Here is a 19,191-nt window from a genome sequence, read left to right on the forward strand (position 1 = left end):
TAGGGGTGCCGAGTCGGCCCTGTCAATCACCATGGCCCGTACCCGAGTTCGTCACGGCCCGGCCGACCGGCGCTCGAACACCACGTCCCGAGCGGTCCCGAGCGCCGTGGCCACCGCGCCCAGCAGCACCGCGTCCTCGCCGAGTCGGCTGGGCACGACCTTGGGCCGCAGCGGGGTGAGCGAGCGGAGGTGCTCGCGCACCGGGCGCAGCAGCAGGTCCACGCTGTGGCCCACCCCGCCGCCCAGGACCACGAGATCCGGGTCGAGCACGGCCGCAGCCGCCGCCACCGTGTGCGCGATCCGCTCGCCCTCCAGCTGAACCGCCTTGACCGCGGCGTCGTTTCCCTGCCGGGCCGCGTCGAACACGGCCTTCGCGGTGAGCTGCCCGTTCATGCCGAACCGGCGCGCCGCCTCGACCACGGCCACCCCCGACACCGCGTCCTCCAGCCGCTCCGGCTTCTGCTGTCCCGGCCAGGGCAGGAACCCGATCTCCCCGGCCAGCCCGTGCGCCCCCGTGAACAGCCGCCCCTCGCTGACCACGCCCATCCCGAGACCGGTGCCGATCAGGATGTACGCGAACAGCCGGCTGCCCGCGCCGACGCCGTAGGTGTATTCGCCCAGCGCCGCCAGATTGGCGTCGTTGTGCACCTCCAGCGGAACGCCGAGCTCCTCGCGCATCCGGTCGAAGAGCCCGGCGCGCCCCCAGCCCGGCAGGTGCATCGCATAGCGCACCCGGCGCTGCTGCTCGTCGTACACGCCCGGCGTACCCACCACCGCATGCACCACCTCCTGAGCGGCCACGCCCGAGCCGCCGACCACCTGGCGGGCCGTCGCCACCACCAGGTCCGCCATCGCGCCGGAGCTGCGGGCCCGGTTGCGGACGTCGGAGCGGGCGACGACCGTGCCGTCCAGGTCGGCGACGGCGACCCGCAGCCAGCTGCGGCCGACGTCGATGCCGAGGGCGTAACCCGCTGCCGGGTCCGGCGCGTACAGGACCGCCGTGCGGCCGCGCTCCGGCGCGAGGGTGCCGACCTCGTGGACCAGCCCGGCCGTCTCCAGTGCGGCGAGCGCGCTGGAGACGGTCGGCTTGGACAGGCCGGTCTCCCGGGCCAGTTGGGCGCGCGAGGCGGCGCCGCCGCTGCGCAGCCGGTCGAGCAGCAACCGCTCGTTGGTGCTGCGCAGCCGCCGGCGGTTCCAGGGCTGTTCCTGCTGGTCTACGGCGTCACTGGCGGGCATCGCACCATTCTCACGTATCCGCGGGGCCGTTCGATGGGCCTCTTGACGCATCAAGTAAGGCTCCTTAACTTTATCGGCCAACAGCCTCGCCGGGCGAGTCGAAGCCGGCCAAGGTCAGCCATGGACAGCCCAGCGCCCGGTGCTTCAGGAGTCCTCATGTCCGGTAGTCCGCCACCCACCGGTGGTTTCGTCCGTCGCGTCGGCCTGTTCCAGGCCACCGCCATCAACATGAGCCAGATGTGCGGCATCGGGCCGTTCGTCACGATCCCGCTCATGGTCGCCGCGTTCGGCGGCCCGCAGGCTGTGATCGGCTTCATCGCCGGGGCGCTGCTCGCGCTCGCCGACGGGCTGGTGTGGGCCGAGCTGGGCGCGGCGATGCCCGGGTCCGGCGGCAGTTACGTCTATCTGCGCCAGGCCTTCCAGTACCGCACGGGCCGGCTCATGCCGTTCCTGTTCGTCTGGACGGCGATGCTGTTCATCCCGCTGATCATGTCGACCGGCGTGGTGGGCTTCGTCCAGTACCTCGGGTATCTCGCCCCCGGCCTGGGACAGACCTCCGGCGACCTGATCGGCCTCGGCGTCATCGCCCTGGTGGTGATCCTGCTGTGGCGGGGCATCGAGCACATCGCCCGGATCACCGCCGTGATGTGGGCCGTCATGATCACCTCGGTGGTGCTGGTCATCCTGGCCGCCGCCACGGACTTCAGCACGCACCTCGCCTTCACCTACCCGGCGCACGCCTTCGACCTGGGCAGCAACCACTTCTGGCTCGGCTTCGCCGGCGGCCTGACCATCGGCATCTACGACTACCTCGGCTACAACACCACGGCCTACATGGGCGCCGAGATCAAGGATCCCGGGCGCACCCTGCCGCGCTCGATCATCTTCTCGATCCTCGGCATCATGGCGATCTACCTGCTGCTGCAGATCGGCACCCTCGGCGTGATCGACTGGCACCGCATGACCAACCCGGACGACATCGCGTCCACATCGGTGGCCTCGGCGGTGCTGGAGAAGACCTGGGGCAAGGGCGCGGCGGACACGGTCACCGTCCTCATCCTGATAACCGCCTTCGCCTCGGTCTTCACCGGCCTGCTGGGCGGCTCGCGAGTGCCGTACGACGCGGCCCGCGAACGTGTCTTCTTCCGCCCCTACGCCAAGCTCCATCCCAAGCACCGCTTCCCGATGCTGGGCCTGGCGACCATGGGCGTGATCACGGCCGTGGGCTTCCTGATCGGCCGCCATACGGACCTGGCGACACTGATCCAGCTGCTGACGACGGTGATGGTGATCGTCCAGGCGCTGGCCCAGATCGTCGCTCTGACAGTGCTGCGCAGGCGCCAGCCGGCCCTGCACCGGCCGTACCGCATGTGGCTCTACCCGGTGCCGAGCATCGTCGCGTTCGCCGGCTGGTGTGTGATCTACGGTTACGCGGACAAGAACTCGCCGGGCCGCCATCCCATCGAGTGGTCGTTGGCCTGGCTGGCTCTGGGCTGCATCGCGTACGTGCTCTGGGCGCGCTTCGAGAAGGTGTGGCCGTTCGGCCCGAAGGAGATTGCCGAGGAGTACCTGGACCCGGCAGCGGCCACGGAGCCCGCAGGAGCCTGAAAGGGCCGCCTCAACTGCCGTACTTGCGCTAGAGTTTCGGCATCCGTGAAGCCTCTCCGGCCGGACATCTGTCCGCCGGGGAGGCTTTTCTCATGCCCGGAAGCCGACCGCTCAATTGCAGAGGAGCCCCCGTGTCAGACCTGTCCGTCCGCCTCGCGACCGCCGAAGACCGCCCCGCAGTGGAGCGCCTGTGGCTGATGTTCCGTCACGATCTCTCGGGCTTCATGGGCGTATTGCCCCACCCTGACGGGACGTTCCGCAGCGAGCGCGTCGACTCGGCCTTCACGGAGGCCGGTTGGCTGCCGTATCTGTTCCTCCGCGAGGAACGGCCCGTCGGATTCGCGTTCGTCCGGGGTCTCAACGGGCCGACACGCGTGCTGAACAGCTTCTTCGTGGTGCGCGGGGCGCGCCGCGAGGGCATCGGCATCAGGGCGGTGCGCGAGGTCGTGCTCAGGCACCCCGGCGCCTGGGAGGTCGCCTTCCAGTACGACAACGAGCCCGCGGTCCGCTTCTGGCGCCGTGTCGCCGCCGAACTCGCCCCGGACGCCTGGTGTGAGGAGACCCGGCCGGTACCCGACCGGCCAGACCTCCCGCCGGACGCGTGGATCTCGTTCCGTGCCGGGCACCGGGAATCCGTTGGCACGGCGATGCCGTGAGTGATGCGTCGCGTCGGAACCAGTGAGCGGAGCCGGGAGATCACGGGGCGCGGGCTGCTCGCCGGCGCCGCGAACCGGTCATGTCCCCGTGCTGAGTTGAGCCTTCGCCCGGTGAACCCGCGCGCGGGAGAGCGGCTCGGTGGTGCTTTCCAGCACACGGTCCGCGTCAGCCGGCGTCGGCCGCGGCGCTCGGCGTGTTGGACGGGGCCGGCGTGGTGGCGTCCGGCGTGGCGGGAGTGGCCGGAGCGGTGGGGGCCGGCCGGTCCGTGTCGTCGGGCTGCGGGGCCAGGGCCCGGTCGACCCACGACGACAGCCGGCCGTCCGGACGCAGAACCACGTGCAGGCCGTTGAGCTCGCCGTAGGCCGCGAGTCCGTCGGCGACGAGGGTGTCGAACTTGGTGCCGTCCGCGTAGATGTCGGCCTCGTGGTGGCTGGCCGTCACCTTGTAGATCTTCGCCGTCGACGTGACGTCCGAGAGCGGCGCAGAGGCGATCAGGCTGCGCTTGACGATCGGCTTGGGGGCGGCTTGGCGCGCTCGACCCAGGAGGTGATCGTGCCGTCCCGGTGGAGGGCCATGTGCAGGCCGTTGTGTTCGGCGTGCGCGGTCCTGCCCTTGGCGGCCATGGTGCCGTACTTGAGGCCCTTGCCCCAGATCTCGGCCTCGTAGCGGTGCTTGCCGGTCTTGAACACCTTCGCCCGGGAGACCTTGTCGGCGAGCTCCAGCGTCCTCACATAGACCCGCTCGGTCTTGCAGCGGCCGCTCGGGTGCGTGGCCGACGCGGCGGCCTTGGCCGCGGGCGCCGAGTGGGCGAAGGCGCCGGTGGCCGAGGCGCCCAGGGCGGCCGTGGCGCCGGCGGCGACCAGGGCGGTACGCAGAGTGCGGCGGGGCGCAAGAAGTGCGGTCCCGCCGCGTCCTCCTTGACATGCAGGTAATTGCCTGCATAACGTTGAGTGTGCGATCAGAGAGTGACTCCGGGATGGACAAGGTCTTCAAGGCGCTGGCCGACGAGACCCGCAGGCGGCTGCTGGACCGGCTGCACGAGCAGAACGGTCAGACGCTGGGCGAACTGTGCGAGCGCATCGCGATGACGCGCCAGTCGGTGACCCAGCATCTGGGCGTCCTGGAGGACGCCAACCTGGTCGGCACGGTGCGGCGAGGGAGGGAAAAGCTGCACTACCTCAACCCGGTCCCGCTCCACGAGATCCAGGAGCGGTGGATCGACAAGTTCGAGCGCCCGCGCCTGAGCGTGCTGAGCGACGTGAAACGACGAGCCGAGGAAGCCACCATGACCGACAAGCCCACTTACGTCTACGTCACCTACATCCACAGCACGCCCGAGAAGGTCTGGGAGGCACTCACCGACGCGGACCTGACCGCCGCCTACTGGGGCCACCGCAACGAATCGGACTGGCGGCAGGGCTCACGCTGGGAACACGTCCGCACGGACGGCTCCGGCATCGCCGACGCCGTCGGCACCGTCGTGGAGAGCGAACCCCCCACCCGCCTGGTCACCACCTGGGTCGACCCCCAGAACGAGGGGCAGGAGGACAAGTACTCCCGGGTGACCTTCGACATCACGCCGCACGAGGACATCGTCCGCCTCACCGTCACCCACGAGGACCTCTGGGACGAAGGTGCGCTGTCCGACGTCTCCCGCGGCTGGCCGGCCGTGCTGTCGAACCTCAAGTCGCTCCTGGAGACCGGCAGTCCGCTGCCGCAGCAGCCCTGGTCGGTGCCCGGCCACTGAGCGGCCACGGGAACAGGACGGCCGGTCCGCGCAGGTCGCGGACCGGCCGCAATGCCGACCTTTCCTGGTCCGTTCCTACGGCCTGGGGGCGCTCCTCGCCGCAGTACCGGCGCACATCAGCCCCAGGATCACGGCGAGCGCGCCGATGATGATGTTGTTGAGGGCGACACCGGTGTCCGGGCTGGTGCCTACGACCCACGGCGCGATGATCATCCAGATGCCCACCGCGCAGAACGCCCAGCTGAGGCCGTACATGCGCTCGGGGGCCCTGGTGAATCCGAGGGCCAGCAGGCCGATCGCGATGCCGACGACAAGGTTGTGCGTCACCAGCGGGGGCTGGCTCGTCGTGTAGTGGAGTATCCACGGGGATACGGCGCAGTACAGACCGAGCAGGAACACCGGTCCGTCCAAGAGCGTCACATCGCGACCGCCAAGCATGCGGGCATAGCGATCCCGCATTTCGGAAACATCAGGGTGGGTGGTGATGTCCCCCCTGCTGGTGGGCGAGACGTTGGCCATGACTCGTCTCCTTTGACTCGCAGGCCTGACCGCGTCTGGTGCGGTATGCGGGTAAGCGCCGCGTAGGTCCATTCTGCGCTTATTTCATCTTTATGTGTAGTGGTCGGCGGGTTGCCTGAGGCGGGAGGGTGCCTGTGGGGCACGCTTCCGGCTCCCGCACATGTCTGCGCAGATCGCGGGCATGCGGACCGTAGAGGGGTTGTAACCGCATGTCGCAACTGGAGGTGGCTGCCGCTATGGGCGCGAAGGTGTTGGAGCGGTTTCCTGCGGGAGCTCCGCGCGGATCGTGGCCGGCGGAGGAGTACGCGGCGAGGTGCCGCGCCGAGGGGCGGCCCGCGACGGTGATCATGGATCTCAAGTCGGACGCGTTTCTCGTGGTGGTGCCGGCCGACGAGGACTGACCCGGCCCGCGGTCATGTCAGGGAGCCGCCCAACTCGCGCGCCCTGTGCACGAACACTTCGTAGAGGTCCTGGGCCGCCCGGGGCGCCGAAACGGCGCGGCGGCGCTGCAGCATCAGGAGAACCTCGGTGGAGTCGTCGGAGATCGGACGGTAGGTGATCGAGCCCCGTCGCTCCAGTGGGTCGCCGATGACACTGAAATCGGGCAGGAGGGTGGCGCCCAGTCCCTCGGCCACCATCAGCTTGCCCATTTCGGCGCCGTCGGTGGAGAAGGAGAAGTCGGGGGAGCGGCCCCGGAGCAGCCGGTGCGCGTAACGGTGCATGACATAGCCGGAGCGCATCGCGATCACCGGCTCCGGGCCATTCAGGACATCGTCGACCGTGACGGCGGACAACGCGGCGAGCGCACTGTCCGGGCGCAGACACAACACCGGGCGTCCGCGCAGCAGCTCGGTGCTCTCGAAGTCGGCGGGCAGATCGTCGCTGTCCAGGTGGTTCACCAGACCGAGGTCGAAACCGCCCTCCAGCAGAGCCCGGTGGATCTCGGACTGCTGCGCGCCCACCACCTCCACCTGCGTCATCGGATGGGCCGTGCGGAACGCCTGCACGGCCGGGATGAGCAGCGGGACCGTGGCGGCGTTCACCGTGCCCACCCTGACCATACGGCTGATCCGGTGCTGCTCTCCGGCAGCGCTGCGCAGCCGGTCCACCGCGTCCAGCACATCGATGATGTGCGGCAGCAGTTCCCGGCCCTCCGCGCTCATCGTTGCCCCGGACCGCTTGCGCTCCAGCAGGTCGACTCCCAGTTCGCGTTCCAGGTTGCGCACCGTCTCGCTCAACGCGGGCTGGGAAAGGCGCAGTTCCTCCGCGGCCCGGCGCAGTGAACCGAGCCGGGTCACGGCCGCGATGTATTCCAGTTGTTCCGTCCGCACGCCCAGCACAATGCAGCCCATTTCACGGTGCGTTCAAGGGTTTCCCTGTCACACGTTCGTGAAATTCAATGGTCCGGGATGCGAGACCGGTCGGGTTTTCCTTGACGGCCCGCGGCGCCGACTGTCACGATCTACAGCATGAAGATGCGACTGGACCTCACGCGGCGACGCCATGTCGACCTCGCGCGCGTCTCCAGCGCCTCCTGTTGCGCCGCGGCCTGATCAACCTCTCCCCGGATCCGCCGCCCCTTTTCCCTTTCTCCGCCTGAATTCGCCGTGCCCCGCACTCTTGAATTCGGCGTGCCCGGAAACATTCCGCAACAGGAGTCACGCATGCCTGCCGCGCCCGTGAAATTCGCCTACTGGGTCCCCAACGTCAGCGGGGGACTCGTCACCAGCAAGATCGAGCAGCGCACCGACTGGGGATACGAGTACAACCGCGAACTCGCCGTCCTCGCCGAGAACAACGGCTTCGACTACGCGCTCAGCCAGGTCCGCTACATGGCCAGCTACGGCGCCGAGTACCAGCACGAGTCGACCAGCTTCACCCTCGCCCTGCTCCTCGCCACCCAGCGACTGAAGGTCATCGCGGCCGTCCATCCGGGCCTGTGGCACCCCGGCGTCCTCGCCAAGCTCGGCGCCACCGCCGACCATCTCTCGAACGGCCGCTTCGCCGTCAACGTCGTATCGGGCTGGTTCAAGGGCGAGTTCACCGCCCTCGGTGAGCCGTGGCTGGAGCACGACGAGCGCTACCGCCGCTCCGAGGAGTTCATCCGCGCCCTGCGCCAGATCTGGACCGAGGACCACACCGAACTCTCCGGCGACTTCTACCGGTTGCGTGACTTCTCCCTCAAGCCCAAGCCTCTCAACACCGCCGAGCGGCCGCACCCGGAGATCTTCCAGGGCGGCAACTCCACCGCGGCCCGCGCAATGGCGGGCCGGGTCTCCGACTGGTACTTCTCCAACGGCAAGGACTTCGACGGGGTCACCGAGCAGATCCACGACGTACGGAAGTCGGCTGCCGAAGCCGGCCGCAGGGCACCGAAGTTCGGCCTCAACGGCTTCCTCATCGCCCGTGACACGGAGGCCGAGGCACGTGACACGCTGCGCGAGATCGTCGCCAAGGCGGACACCGAGGCCGTCGAGGGCTTCGGCGCCGCGGTGCAGCAGGCGGGACAGTCCACCGCCGACAAGAAGGGCATGTGGCAGGACTCCTCCTTCGAGGACCTGGTCCAGTACAACGACGGCTTCCGTACGGGGCTCATCGGCACCCCGGAGCAGATCGCGGAGCGCATCGTCGCCTACCGGAAACTCGGCGTGGACCTGCTGCTCCTCGGCTTCCTGCACTACCACGAGGAGGTCGAGTACTTCGGCAGGCGGGTGCTGCCGCTCGTGCGTGAACTGGAGGCCCAACTTCCGGACGCGGAGCCCGAGTCCGTCCCCGTTCACGTCTGAGCGCCCCACCGCGAAAGAGGTCATCAGCATGAGCACCGCCACGCCCACCGACCGGACCACCCTCCCCGCCCCGCGGACCGCCCGGGACTGGATCTCCCGCGCCGCCGAGGTCGCCGCCGTCCTCGCCACCGACACCGCAGAGCGCGACCGCGCCGGAGCCACCCCGTACGCCGAGGTCCAGCTCCTGAAGGGCGCCGGCCTCGTCACCCTGCCCGGCCCCACCGAGCGCGGCGGCGCGGGCCAGGACTGGCCCACCGCCTACCGCGCGGCGCGAGGTGGGCCGCTGGGTCCTCAAGGGTGAACTGCCCGAACCCATCTGGTACTCCTGACCGCTTCCCAGGCGGCGTCCGCCGCGCGCGGGCGCCCCGCCTCCTCGCAAGAGGACGCATCCCAGCGCATCCCAGCGCATCCTCGTGCATCCCCGAAAGAGGACCCATGGCCACCGTCCTGTCCGTCTCCGGCAGCCCCTCCGCCTCCTCCCGCACCAACCGTCTGCTGCGTCATCTGGACCAGCGGCTGATCGCACAAGGGCACGAAGTGCTCCCGCTCGACGTCCGCACCATCCCTGCCGAGGCCCTGCTCGGCGCCGACTTCAAGCACCCCGCCATCGTCGAGGCCACCGAACTGTTCGCGCAGGCCGATGGCGTCGTCGTCGGCACCCCCGTCTACAAGGCGTCGTACTCCGGCGTCCTCAAGGCGCTCCTCGACCTGCTCCCGCAGTACGCCCTGACCGGCAAGACCGTGCTGCCGCTGGCCACCGGCGGCTCCACCGCCCACGTCCTGGCCATCGACTACGCCCTGCGCCCGGTCCTGTCCTCCATGGGCGCCGGCCACATCGTGCAGGGCTGGTTCACCCTCGACAAGGACATCACCGTGCACGAGGACGGCTCGCTCACCGTCGCGCCGGCCGCCACCGAGGCCCTCTCCCAGGTCGTCGACCAGTTCTCCACGGCCCTGGGCCGCACTCGGCTCCTGGCCGCGGCGAGCTGAGCGCCGTGTCCGCCCATGTCATCGCCGACGACGCGGAGGCCCTCGACGTCGCGGCCGCCCTGGCCGAGGAGTTCCGCGTCGGCGCCTCCGCCCGGGACGCCGAACGGAGGCTCCCGCGCGAGGAGTTGGACAAGCTGTCCGCCTCCGGACTGCTCGCCGTCACCGTCCCCGCCGAGCACGGCGGCGCGGACGTCACCACGCTCACCCTCGCCGAGATCTTCCGGCTGCTCGCCTCGGCCGACGGCAGCCTCGCCCAGATCCCGCAGAGCCACTTCGCCTACGTCAATGTGATCCACCGTCAGGGCACCGAGGAGCAGCGGAAGTTCTTCTACGCCGAGCTGCTCGCAGGCCGCCGCTTCGGCAACGCCCAGTCCGAGGCGGGCACCAAGCACGTCCAGGACATACGCACCCGCCTGGCACCGCAGCCGGACGGCTCCTACGTCCTCACCGGCGTCAAGCACTACTCCACCGGGGCCCTCTTCGCCGACTGGATCCCGGTGCTGGCCCGCGCCGAGGACGACAACCTGCACGTCGCCTTTGTGCCCCGGGAGGCCCCCGGCCTGACGGTGATCGACGACTGGGACGGCATGGGGCAGCGAACGACCGCCAGTGGAACCGTGCGCCTGGAGGATGTCGAGGTGCCCGCCGACCGCGTACTCCCGCACCACCTCACCTTCCAGGGGCCGCAACTGCACGGCGCCGTGGCCCAGTTGCTGCACGCGGCCATCGACGCGGGGATCGCCGGGGGAGCCCTCGCTGAAGCCGCCGAGTTCGTGCGCAGCAAGAGCCGCCCCTGGTTCGAGAGCGGTGTCGAAACCGCCGCCGAGGACCCGCTGCTCATCCAGCGGTTCGGCGAACTCGCCCTCCAGGTACGGGCGTCCGAGGCCCTCCTCCGCGAGGCCGCCCGCGCGGTCGAAGCGGCGCGCACCGAACTCACCGACGACACTGCGGCCGAGGCATCCATCGCGGTCGCCGCGGCAAAGGTGCAGGCCGCGCAGACGGCGGTCGAGGTGGCGAGCGCCCTGTTCGAGGTGTCCGGCACCCGTGCAGCCCTCAACTCCCTGAACCTGCACCGGCATTGGCGCGACGCTCGCACCCACACCCTGCACGACCCGGCCCGCTGGAAGATCCAGCACATCGGCCGGTACGTGCTGAACGGCACCCGGCCGCCCCGCCACGGCCTCCTCTAGCGACACCACTGATCGGAGACCCCACGTGTCCCTCACCTTCCACTGGTTCCTGCCCACCAACGGCGACAGCCGGCACGTCGTGGGCGGCGGCCACGGCACCCCCGCCACCGCCTCCGGCCGGGACCGGCCGCCGACGGTGGCCTACCTGAGCCAGATCGCCCGTGCCGCCGAGGACCTGGGCTTCGTGGGCGCCCTCACCCCGACCGGCGCCTGGTGCGAGGACGCGTGGCTGACCACCGCCATGGTCAGCCAGCACACCGAACGCCTGAAGTTCCTGGTCGCCTTCCGCCCCGGCTTCGTCTCCCCGACGCTGGCCGCGCAGATGGCGTCCACCTTCCAGCGGCAGAGCGGCGGCCGGCTGCTCCTCAATGTCGTCACGGGCGGCGAGAGCCACGAGCAGCGGGCCTACGGCGACTTCCTGGACAAGGACGCCCGCTACCGCCGTACCGGCGAATTCCTGGAAATCGTACGGGGGTTGTGGGAGGGCAAGAGCGTCGACCTGCACGGCGAGCACCTCCAGGTCGCGGACGCGAAGCTCGCCCGCGTGCCCGACCCGGTTCCCGAGGTGTACTTCGGCGGGTCCTCGCCCGTCGCCGGAGAGGTCGCCGCCAAGTACGTCGACACCTACCTCACCTGGGGCGAGCCGCCCGCCCGGGTCGCCGAGAAGATCGCCTGGATCCGGGGGCTCGCCGCCAGGCAGGGCCGCACCCTGCGCTTCGGAATCCGGCTGCACGTCATCACCCGCGACACCTCCGAGCAGGCGTGGGCGGAGGCGAACCGGCTCCTCGACGGGTTCGACCCGCAGACCGTGCAGTCCGTCCAGGCGGGCCTCGCCCGCAGCGAGTCCGAGGGACAGCAGCGGATGCTGGCCCTGCACGGCGGCGGCAACCGCGACGGCCTGGAGATCCACCCCAACCTGTGGGCCGGCATCGGCCTGGTCCGAGGCGGCGCGGGCACCGCCCTGGTCGGCAGCCACGACGAGGTCGCCGAACGGATCAAGGAGTACCACGCCCTCGGCATCGACGAGTTCGTGCTCTCCGGCTACCCCCACCTGGAGGAGGCCTACTGGTTCGGCGAGGGAGTGCTGCCGCGTCTGGCTGCGCAGGGGCTGTGGCGGCATCCGTTCGCCAACGAGGCGGCGCCGTCGGCGCAGGTGCCGTTCGCGAGCTAGCCCCTGGCGCCCACGCGGCCGCCGAAGAAGACCTGCACTTCCCGGATGAGTCCGTCCCGGACGGTGATCGCCTCGACATTGCGGTGCCGGTCGCCGGTCGTGAGCTCGTACTCGTAATGGACGAGTACGAGCTCCTCGCCGGCGGGGACGACATGCGGCAGCCGATGCTCCACGAACCGGTCCGCGGTCGGGAAGCACCGCTCGAGGAAGGCCGCCTTGTCGATGTGGTCGTCCTGCGGACTGGTGAAGGAGAAGTCCTCGGCGTAGAGCGCGAGGGCCGCCTCGCGGTCCTGCGACCAGTAGTACCGGAACGCCGCTTCGACGACATCGGCCGGACTCCTCATCATGAGGCTTCCTGGATCTCCGTGAGTGCGTCGAGGTGCGCCCGCCGCACCACCGACGTCTGCCCCTGCACCAGCAGGAACATCCCCTCGCGGGCCAGCCGCTGGGCAGGATGCCGTACGTCCATGGTCCGGCCGCCCCCGGCCACGACCGCCGCGGTCGTGGCCGCACGCATGAGGTCGTAGGACTGCGTCTTGAGCGCCAGCCGTTCCGCGACGCGCTCGTGCGGGACCGGGTGATCGGCCAGTTCGTACGCCCGCTGCCGCACCTCGTCGAGGCGGCCGCGCAGCCCCTGGGCGGTCTCCGTCTCGCCGGCGTCCTCCAGCACGCGCAGCGCGGCGTACGCCACCCCGAACACGGCCGGAGACGGGTTCGTGCTCCGGGGCAGGTCGACGAGGGCGAACTTCTCCCGCGGGGTGCGCAGGACCATGCTCTCCCCGGGCAGCCACAGGCCGTCCAGCTCCAGCGAGACCGTACGGGCGGCGGTGAGCGCCGCCAGCTGCATCGGTGCCGAGGCACGCAGCCCCGGCTGCTCGCGGGCGTCGGCGAACGCGAACACGGTCTCGTCAGAATCGGTCACGCCCGCGAGCAGCATCACGTCGTTCAGGCCCCAGCCGGTGTACCAGGGGACGGTGCCGTCGAACCGCCAGCCGTCCCGCTCCGCCGCGGCCCGCACGGGGACGTGGGGGAAAGCACGGACGTGGGCGTAGGCGATCCCGGCCAGCAGCTCACCGGAGGCGAGCGGACCCAACAGCCGCTCCCGCACGGGGAGTTCGGACCTCGCCAGCAGGCGCACCGGCGTGTGGTGCTGGGTCTGCACGAACCACGTCGAGCAGCACGCCCCCGCCAGGATCTCCTGCACCTCCCGCGCCACCCGGTCGGGTGCGCCCGCCCCGCCGTACTCCCGGGGCGCGCTCACACCCAGCAGCCCCGACCGCCGTACCGCCTCGATGTGGCTCGCGGGCACCCCCTCCTGGTCGACACGCGCCGCGTTCGGGGCGAGGAGGTCATCGGCGAGGGCGCGGGCGGTGGAGACGAGGGGGTGCGGTGCGGCGGTCATGCAGAAGATTCTCCCGATGTCGTCGTGCGCGGTGTCGATCCGGGGGTGTGCCGTTCGTGTAGGAGGTGAGAGAACGACACGATGCCAAGGAGGACCTCATGCAGTACTACCTGCTCAGCGTGATCACGCCGACCGACGGAACGCCGCCCGGGCCCGAGGCCATGGCTCAGATCGTCCGCAACCTCGACACCTTCCACGCGGAACTGCGCGAGGCCGGCGCCTGGGTCTTCGCCGGCGGACTGCACGGCCCCGAGACGGCCACCGTGCTGCGGCCCCGCGACGGCGACGTCCTGATCACCGACGGGCCGTACGCCGAGGGCAAGGAGTACCTGGGAGGCATCTGCCTGATCAAGGCCCCCGACCTGGACGCGGCCCTGGAATGGGGCAGGAAGGCCACCCGGGCGACCACCCTGCCCATCGAGGTGCGCCCGTTCATGCACCAGGCCGAGGAGTGATGTCCCCTCCCGTCGACGTCGAGGCCGTCTTCCGCGCGGAGTACGGCCGCGCCGTCGCCGTCCTCGTCCGCTTCCTCGGCGACATCGACCTCGCCGAGGAAGCGGCGCAGGACGCCTTCACGACGGCCGTGCAGCGTTGGCCGGAGACCGGCGTGCCGCCGAGCCCGGCCGGCTGGATCATCACCACCGCGCGCAATCGCGCGATCGACCGGCTGCGCCGCGAGTCCTCCCGCGAGGCCCGCCACGCCGAGGCGGCCCTGTTGCACACCCCCGACGCACCGGCCGAGGAGGGCCCCGTGCGCGACGACCGACTCCGCCTGATCTTCACCTGCTGCCACCCGGCGCTCGCCCCCCAGGCGCAGGTCGCCCTGACCCTCCGCCTGCTCGGCGGACTCACCACGCCTCAGATCGCGCGCGCCTTCCTGGTGCCCGAGCCGACGATGGCCCAGCGCCTCGTCCGCGCCAAGGCGAAGATCCGCGACGCCCGCATCCCCTACCGTGTGCCCCGCGACGCGGACCTCCCGGACCGGCTGAAGGGCGTCCTGGCGGTCGTCTACCTGATCTTCAACGAGGGCTACGGCGGCAGCCCCGACCTGTGCGCGGAGGCCGTACGCCTCGGCCGCCTCCTGTCCGAGCTGATGCCGGACGAGCCCGAGGTGACCGGCCTGCTCGCGCTGATGCTCCTCGTCGACTCCCGACGGCCCGCACGACTGGACGAGCGCGGTGCGCTGGTACCGCTGCCGGAGCAGGACCGCAGCCGCTGGGACCCGGAGCTGATCGCCGAGGGGCAGTCACTGGTCCGCCGCTGCCTGCGCCGCAACCAGCCAGGCCCGTACCAGATCCAGGCCGCCATCCAGGCCGTCCACAGCGACGCACCCACCGCCGACGCCACCGACTGGGGCCAGATCCGGCAGCTGTACGACCAGCTTCTGGCCCTCGCGCCGAGCCCCGTCGTGGCCCTGAACCGGGCGGTCGCCGTGGCCGAGACCGAAGGACCCCGCCGAGCCCTGGAAGCCGTCGAAGCGCTGGACCTCGACGGCTACCACGTCTTCCATGCCGTCCGCGCCGACCTGCTACGCCGCCTGGGGCGCGACACCGAGGCGGTCCGGGCGTACGAGGCGGCCATCGCACACTCGGAGAGCGAGGCGGAACGTGCCTATCTGGAACGGCGGCGGCAGGAACTCGTCCGCACGTGACGGGCTCGTCAGCGCGTGATGGGTCCGCTGCGGAAAGTAGTCCTCCGGCGCCGGGATTTATTTTGGTGTATGAAAGGTTGCCATATACACCTGACCCTGACCGTTCCAGCAGCGAGGCATCGTGAACCACTCCACCCCCGAGCAGCCCGCCGACGTCGTGGCCCGGCTGCGCGCCACCTTCCGCACCGGCCGCACCAAGCCCGTCGAGTGGCGCACGGCCCAGCTGCGACGCCTGCGCGAACTGCTCACGGACAACGGCCCCGACCTGGCCGCCGCCCTCCATGCCGACCTGGGCAAGAGCTCCACCGAGGCCCACCGCACCGAGATCGACTTCACGATCCGCGAGATAGACCACACCCTCGACCACCTCGCCGACTGGCTGCGCCCCGAACCCGCCCCGGTCCCGGCCCACCTCGGCGCCGACGCGAGCGCCTGGACGCAGTACGACCCGCTCGGCGTCGTCCTCGTCATCGCCCCCTGGAACTACCCCGCCCAGCTCCTGCTCGCCCCGCTGGTCGGCGCACTCGCCGCGGGCAACGCCGTGGTCGCCAAGCCCAGCGAACTGGCCCCCGCCACCTCCGCCGCGATCGCCCGCCTGCTGCCCGCCTACCTCGACACCGACGCGGTCGCCGTCGTCGAGGGCGGCATCCCGGAGACGACGGCCCTGCTGGCCGAGCGCTTCGACCACATCTTCTACACCGGCAACGGAGCCGTCGGCCGCATCGTCATGCGTGCCGCCGCCGAGCACCTCACCCCGGTCACCCTCGAACTCGGCGGCAAGTCCCCGGCGTTCGTCGACCGCGACACCGACCTCGACGTCGTCGCGGACCGGCTGGCCCGCGGCAAGTTCCTCAACGCCGGGCAGACCTGCGTCGCCCCCGACTACGTCCTGACCGACCCGGCCACCGCCGCCGCCCTCGAACCCGCGCTCCAGCGGGCCGTCGAGTCCCTGTACGGCGCCGACCCGTCGGCCTCCGCCGAATACGGCCGGATCATCAACGAACGGCACTTCGACCGGCTCGCCGGCCTGCTCGACTCGGGCCGCGCCGTCGTCGGCGGCAGCAGCGACCGTACGACGAAGTTCATTGCCCCGACCGTCCTTGCCGACGTCGACCCCAAGTCGCCCGTCATGCAGGAAGAGATCTTCGGGCCGATCCTGCCGATCGTCACCGTGCCGGACCTGGACGCGGCGATCGACTTCATCAACGACCGCGACAAGCCCCTCGCCCTCTACGTCTTCTCCGAGTCCGAGGGGACCCGCGGCCGGATCGCCGCCGAGACGTCCTCCGGCGGTCTCGGCCACGGCCTGCCGCTGGCCCATCTCACCGTCTCGGACCTGCCGTTCGGCGGTGTGGGCGAGAGCGGCATGGGCAGCTACCACGGCCGCTACTCGATCGAGACGTTCAGCCACCGCAAGGCGGTGCTGCAGAAGCCGCTGCGCTGAATCCGGCGAAAACAACGCCCGGCCGTGCGACGCGGCCGGGCGTTTCGCGAGCCATAATATCGGTCACTGCTTATATAAGTGACAGCTGATATAGTTGCCGCATGCACGCCTTCGATGTGCTCGGGGATCCGGTGCGCCGACGGATCCTGGAGCTGCTGGCCGGTGGGGAGATGACCTCGGGAGCGCTCTGCGAGGTCATCGGGGAGGAGTTCGGGATCTCGCAGCCCGGAGTGTCGCAGCATCTGAAGGTGCTGCGGGAGAACGGGTTCGCGACCGTCCGCCCCGAAGGAACCCGGCGGCTGTACGCGGTCAATGCCGAGCCGCTGCAGGACATAGACGCCTGGCTCGACCGCTTCCGTCGCTTCTGGACCCCGCATCTGGACGCCCTGGCCACCGAGCTGGCGCGCGGCAAACGCGCGCGCCGGCTGCGGGATACCGACGAAACCCCGAGGAGCACCCATGACCGACGTGACCCATGACATCAGCGACGTGCGCCGGCAGGTCGGCCGGCGGACCTTCAAGGCGGGCGAGGCACGCGTGGTGACCGTGACCCGGACCTACGATGCCCCGCTCGACGACGTGTGGGACGCCTGCACGAACCCCGAGCGCATCCCCCGCTGGCTCCTGCCCGTGACGGGGGAGCTGCGGCTGGGAGGCCGCTATCAGCTCGAGGGCAATGCGGGCGGGGTGATCGAGCGCTGCGACCCGCCCAAGGGCTTCTCCGCGACGTGGGAGTACGGCGGCGAGGTCAGCTGGATCGAGCTCCGCCTGACCCCCGAGGAGGGCGGCACGCGCTTCCAGCTGGAGCACATCGCCCACGTCGACGACACGAAGTGGGCGGAGTTCGGCCCGGGCGCGGTCGGCGTGGGATGGGACCTGATGGTCCGGGGGCTCACCCTGCATCTGGGGAGCGGTGGCGTGGCCGTCGACCCGAAGGAGTTCATGGGCTGGATGAGCTCGGACGAGGGCCGCCGATTCATGACGTCGAGCAGCGAAGCCTGGTACGCGGCGAACGTCGCCGGCGGCGAGGACGAGAAAACGGCACGTGAGGCGGCGGACCGGACCACGGCGGCCTACACGGGAGCGGGGGAGGGCGGCGACCCCGGCGAAGGGGGCGCGAGCTGAGCGCTGGGAATCCGACGCCGTCCAAGGGCGCCCGGAGCGTATCGCACGCCGGGCGGAGGCATCCCGCCCAGGGCAAAGCCGCGTCGGCGCCTGCCCACGCATCACCGCCGTCCTCGGCGTCACACCCGGCAACAACCTCTACTGCTGACCTGCGCCCTCTACTTCGTACACGTATCCGCAAAGTCTCTGCGTCGGGGCGCCCAGCGTGTGCGAAACTCCGCCGATGACCTCCCACATGATCACCGCGGACGCCGCGGGCTCCTGGAAACTCGGCGCACTGACCGTCAACCGCATCGGTTTCGGTGCGATGCGGCTGACGGGCAGCGCTGCCTTCCACCTCGGAACACCGAGCGACCGCGGGCGGTCGATCGCCGTGCTGCGCAAGGCGGTTGAGCTCGGCGTGAACCACATCGACACGGCCGCGTTCTACTTCTCCCAGCTGCGGTCCGCCAACGAGATCATCAACAGCGCGCTGGCCCCGTACCCCGACGACATGGTCATAGCCGCGAAGGTCGGCCCGTACCGCGACTATCACGGCGACTGGAGCACCCCGGCCCGCCCCGAGCAGCTGCGTGGCCACGTCGAAGAGAACCTGCGGCAACTCGGCCGTGACCATCTCGACATGGTCTACCTGCGGCGCATGGAGCAGGACTCCATCGCAGAGCACTTCGGCGCGCTGGCCGAACTGCGCGAGGCGGGCCTGATCCGGCACCTCGGCGTCTCCGACGTCGAACCCCGGCACCTGGCCGAGGCGCAGGCCATCGCGCCCGTGGTCAGCGTGCAGAACCGCTACGGACTGGGACACCGCGCTCCGGTCACCGACGAACTGGTGCGGATCTGCCGCGAACAGGGCATCGCCTTCGTACCGTTCTTCGCCGTCGCCGGTTCCGGCGGGGCGAAGGGTGCGAGCACCACGTACGACGAGGAGGTGCTCGCCGTCGCCCGCGCCCACGACGCGAGCCCCAGCCAGGTCCGCATCGCCTGGACGCTGCACCAGGGCCCGCACGTCCTGGCCATCCCCGGTACCGGCAACCCCGACCACCTGGCCGAGAACGTGGCATCCGGAGCGCTCCGCCTCACCGCCGACGAGCTGGAGCGGCTCAACGCCCTGCACAGCAAGGCCGGTTGAGGTCGAGGGGCCCTTGCCGGGGCCCCTCCGTCGCCGTGCCGAGTCGTCTCAGACAGCCCACACACCGTCCCGCATCAGATGCCGCCCGGGCAGCTCGTGTACTCCTCGCCAGGCCTGCACGCCGCGCGGCCGCACCCGGAAGAAGGCGTACGACGCGCTGTCCTGGCGCGGATCCCACCCCGTCTTCGCCACGAACGCGTCGGCCGCCGCGGCCGGCACGTCCTGCCCGCCGAATGCCTCAACGTCCCCGTCGACCAGCACCACGTCCTGTGTGTCCCCGAACGCCAGCCGGGTGCGCCCGCCGTCGCGCAGATTGCGGCCCGTGGGGTTGGTGACCCGCGTGGACATCCAGACCGACTCCCCGTCCCAGGCGAACCACAGCGCCACCAGGCACGGCAGCCCGCCCTGATCGGCGGTGGCGACCCAGATGTCCAACTCCCGTGTCAGTCGGGCCAGTACGTCCTGCTTGCGCTGATCGAGGCTGCGGGGCGGCTCGGTGATCTTCATGCCCGGGACGCTACCGGCGCGTCCCGGAT

23 protein-coding genes and 1 pseudogene are annotated in these 19,191 nt (G+C 70.6%); 16 read left to right on the forward strand and 8 right to left on the reverse strand.

Going from position 1 to position 19,191, the window contains the following annotated elements; genetic code table 11:
• Window positions 1–51: 51 nt before the first annotated feature.
• A complete protein-coding gene (locus IH68_RS0101920; RefSeq protein ID WP_030927256.1) occupies window positions 52–1,236 on the reverse strand; it encodes an ROK family transcriptional regulator in 1,185 nt (394 codons plus the stop codon).
• Window positions 1,237–1,392: 156 nt separating this feature from the next.
• Between IH68_RS0101920 and IH68_RS0101925 the strand changes: the two genes are divergently transcribed.
• Both IH68_RS0101925 and IH68_RS0101930 read left to right on the forward strand, forming a co-directional pair.
• A complete protein-coding gene (locus tag IH68_RS0101925; protein ID WP_030927259.1) occupies window positions 1,393–2,844 on the forward strand; it encodes an APC family permease in 1,452 nt (483 codons plus the stop codon).
• 131 nt (window positions 2,845–2,975) lie between these two features.
• Window positions 2,976–3,500 carry a GNAT family N-acetyltransferase gene (locus tag IH68_RS0101930; RefSeq protein ID WP_030927261.1) on the forward strand — a complete coding sequence of 175 codons (525 nt, stop codon included), beginning with the start codon at window positions 2,976–2,978 and terminating at the stop codon, window positions 3,498–3,500.
• Window positions 3,501–3,666: 166 nt separating this feature from the next.
• Here the strand turns inward: IH68_RS0101930 and IH68_RS56220 are convergent, their stop codons facing one another.
• Both IH68_RS56220 and IH68_RS56225 read right to left on the reverse strand, forming a co-directional pair.
• Complete coding sequence (locus IH68_RS56220) at window positions 3,667–3,942, reverse strand: hypothetical protein (RefSeq protein WP_030927263.1); 276 nt, start codon at window positions 3,940–3,942, stop codon at window positions 3,667–3,669.
• 50 nt (window positions 3,943–3,992) lie between these two features.
• On the reverse strand, window positions 3,993–4,232 hold the full coding sequence (locus IH68_RS56225; protein ID WP_030927264.1) for a hypothetical protein: 240 nt from the start codon (window positions 4,230–4,232) through the stop codon (window positions 3,993–3,995).
• Window positions 4,233–4,477: 245 nt separating this feature from the next.
• On the opposite strand from IH68_RS56225, the gene IH68_RS0101945 reads away from it, so the two are divergent.
• The gene (locus tag IH68_RS0101945) at window positions 4,478–5,248 is read left to right on the forward strand and encodes an ArsR/SmtB family transcription factor (RefSeq protein ID WP_030927265.1); all 771 of its coding nucleotides are present in this window, start codon (window positions 4,478–4,480) and stop codon (window positions 5,246–5,248) included.
• 75 nt (window positions 5,249–5,323) lie between these two features.
• Here the strand turns inward: IH68_RS0101945 and IH68_RS0101950 are convergent, their stop codons facing one another.
• Entirely contained in the window at window positions 5,324–5,767 is a 444-nt protein-coding gene (locus IH68_RS0101950) for an SPW repeat protein (protein WP_030927266.1), read from the reverse strand.
• Between the two features lie 209 nt (window positions 5,768–5,976).
• On the opposite strand from IH68_RS0101950, the gene IH68_RS49485 reads away from it, so the two are divergent.
• Window positions 5,977–6,168: a hypothetical protein gene (locus IH68_RS49485; RefSeq protein WP_037884436.1), complete on the forward strand. Its 192-nt coding sequence runs from the start codon at window positions 5,977–5,979 to the stop codon at window positions 6,166–6,168.
• A 12-nt stretch (window positions 6,169–6,180) separates the two neighbouring features.
• Here the strand turns inward: IH68_RS49485 and IH68_RS0101960 are convergent, their stop codons facing one another.
• Entirely contained in the window at window positions 6,181–7,098 is a 918-nt protein-coding gene (locus IH68_RS0101960; RefSeq protein ID WP_030927267.1) for a LysR family transcriptional regulator, read from the reverse strand.
• A 144-nt stretch (window positions 7,099–7,242) separates the two neighbouring features.
• Between IH68_RS0101960 and IH68_RS59650 the strand changes: the two genes are divergently transcribed.
• From IH68_RS59650 to IH68_RS0101985, 6 genes and pseudogenes are all read left to right on the forward strand, one after another.
• A complete protein-coding gene (locus IH68_RS59650; RefSeq protein WP_350786652.1) occupies window positions 7,243–7,320 on the forward strand; it encodes a putative leader peptide in 78 nt (25 codons plus the stop codon).
• A 111-nt stretch (window positions 7,321–7,431) separates the two neighbouring features.
• Complete coding sequence (gene sfnG / locus IH68_RS0101965; RefSeq protein ID WP_030927268.1) at window positions 7,432–8,553, forward strand: dimethylsulfone monooxygenase SfnG; 1,122 nt, start codon at window positions 7,432–7,434, stop codon at window positions 8,551–8,553.
• A 28-nt stretch (window positions 8,554–8,581) separates the two neighbouring features.
• Window positions 8,582–8,827 (forward strand): annotated as a pseudogene (locus IH68_RS0101970) (monooxygenase); the annotation flags it as partial.
• A 161-nt stretch (window positions 8,828–8,988) separates the two neighbouring features.
• Window positions 8,989–9,543 carry an NADPH-dependent FMN reductase gene (ssuE, locus tag IH68_RS0101975; protein ID WP_030927270.1) on the forward strand — a complete coding sequence of 185 codons (555 nt, stop codon included), beginning with the start codon at window positions 8,989–8,991 and terminating at the stop codon, window positions 9,541–9,543.
• 5 nt (window positions 9,544–9,548) lie between these two features.
• Window positions 9,549–10,733 carry an SfnB family sulfur acquisition oxidoreductase gene (locus tag IH68_RS0101980; protein WP_030927271.1) on the forward strand — a complete coding sequence of 395 codons (1,185 nt, stop codon included), beginning with the start codon at window positions 9,549–9,551 and terminating at the stop codon, window positions 10,731–10,733.
• Window positions 10,734–10,758: 25 nt separating this feature from the next.
• The gene (locus IH68_RS0101985; RefSeq protein ID WP_030927272.1) at window positions 10,759–11,904 is read left to right on the forward strand and encodes an LLM class flavin-dependent oxidoreductase; all 1,146 of its coding nucleotides are present in this window, start codon (window positions 10,759–10,761) and stop codon (window positions 11,902–11,904) included.
• On the opposite strand, the gene IH68_RS0101990 is transcribed toward IH68_RS0101985, so the two are convergent.
• Window positions 11,901–12,251 carry a nuclear transport factor 2 family protein gene (locus IH68_RS0101990; RefSeq protein ID WP_030927274.1) on the reverse strand — a complete coding sequence of 117 codons (351 nt, stop codon included), beginning with the start codon at window positions 12,249–12,251 and terminating at the stop codon, window positions 11,901–11,903. The two genes, IH68_RS0101985 and IH68_RS0101990, sit on opposite strands and share 4 nt — an antisense overlap.
• Window positions 12,248–13,306: an acyl-CoA dehydrogenase family protein gene (locus IH68_RS0101995; RefSeq protein ID WP_030927276.1), complete on the reverse strand. Its 1,059-nt coding sequence runs from the start codon at window positions 13,304–13,306 to the stop codon at window positions 12,248–12,250. The genes IH68_RS0101990 and IH68_RS0101995 overlap by 4 nt, the downstream gene beginning before the upstream one ends.
• 98 nt (window positions 13,307–13,404) lie before the next feature.
• Between IH68_RS0101995 and IH68_RS0102000 the strand changes: the two genes are divergently transcribed.
• From IH68_RS0102000 to IH68_RS0102025, 6 genes are all read left to right on the forward strand, one after another.
• Window positions 13,405–13,761 (forward strand): YciI family protein, encoded by a 357-nt coding sequence (locus IH68_RS0102000; RefSeq protein WP_030927279.1) that lies wholly within the window; start codon window positions 13,405–13,407, stop codon window positions 13,759–13,761.
• Window positions 13,761–14,957 (forward strand): RNA polymerase sigma factor, encoded by a 1,197-nt coding sequence (locus tag IH68_RS0102005; RefSeq protein ID WP_030927281.1) that lies wholly within the window; start codon window positions 13,761–13,763, stop codon window positions 14,955–14,957. The genes IH68_RS0102000 and IH68_RS0102005 overlap by 1 nt, the downstream gene beginning before the upstream one ends.
• 121 nt (window positions 14,958–15,078) lie before the next feature.
• Window positions 15,079–16,401 (forward strand): aldehyde dehydrogenase family protein, encoded by a 1,323-nt coding sequence (locus tag IH68_RS0102010; protein WP_030927283.1) that lies wholly within the window; start codon window positions 15,079–15,081, stop codon window positions 16,399–16,401.
• A 101-nt stretch (window positions 16,402–16,502) separates the two neighbouring features.
• Window positions 16,503–16,880 carry an ArsR/SmtB family transcription factor gene (locus IH68_RS0102015; RefSeq protein WP_030927286.1) on the forward strand — a complete coding sequence of 126 codons (378 nt, stop codon included), beginning with the start codon at window positions 16,503–16,505 and terminating at the stop codon, window positions 16,878–16,880.
• On the forward strand, window positions 16,861–17,526 hold the full coding sequence (locus IH68_RS0102020) for an SRPBCC family protein (protein WP_030927288.1): 666 nt from the start codon (window positions 16,861–16,863) through the stop codon (window positions 17,524–17,526). Before IH68_RS0102015 ends, IH68_RS0102020 begins: the two co-directional genes overlap by 20 nt.
• Before the next feature lie 223 nt (window positions 17,527–17,749).
• The gene (locus IH68_RS0102025; RefSeq protein ID WP_030927290.1) at window positions 17,750–18,655 is read left to right on the forward strand and encodes an aldo/keto reductase; all 906 of its coding nucleotides are present in this window, start codon (window positions 17,750–17,752) and stop codon (window positions 18,653–18,655) included.
• Window positions 18,656–18,703: 48 nt separating this feature from the next.
• Here IH68_RS0102025 and IH68_RS0102030 read toward each other — a convergent pair whose 3' ends face one another.
• Window positions 18,704–19,162, reverse strand: a complete 459-nt coding sequence (locus IH68_RS0102030; RefSeq protein ID WP_030927292.1) for a pyridoxamine 5'-phosphate oxidase family protein — start codon at window positions 19,160–19,162, stop codon at window positions 18,704–18,706.
• Between the last annotated feature and the right edge of the window lie 29 nt (window positions 19,163–19,191).

Origin of the sequence: Streptomyces sp. NRRL S-646 (assembly GCF_000720765.1) — a bacterium.
Lineage (GTDB): Bacteria > Actinomycetota > Actinomycetes > Streptomycetales > Streptomycetaceae > Streptomyces.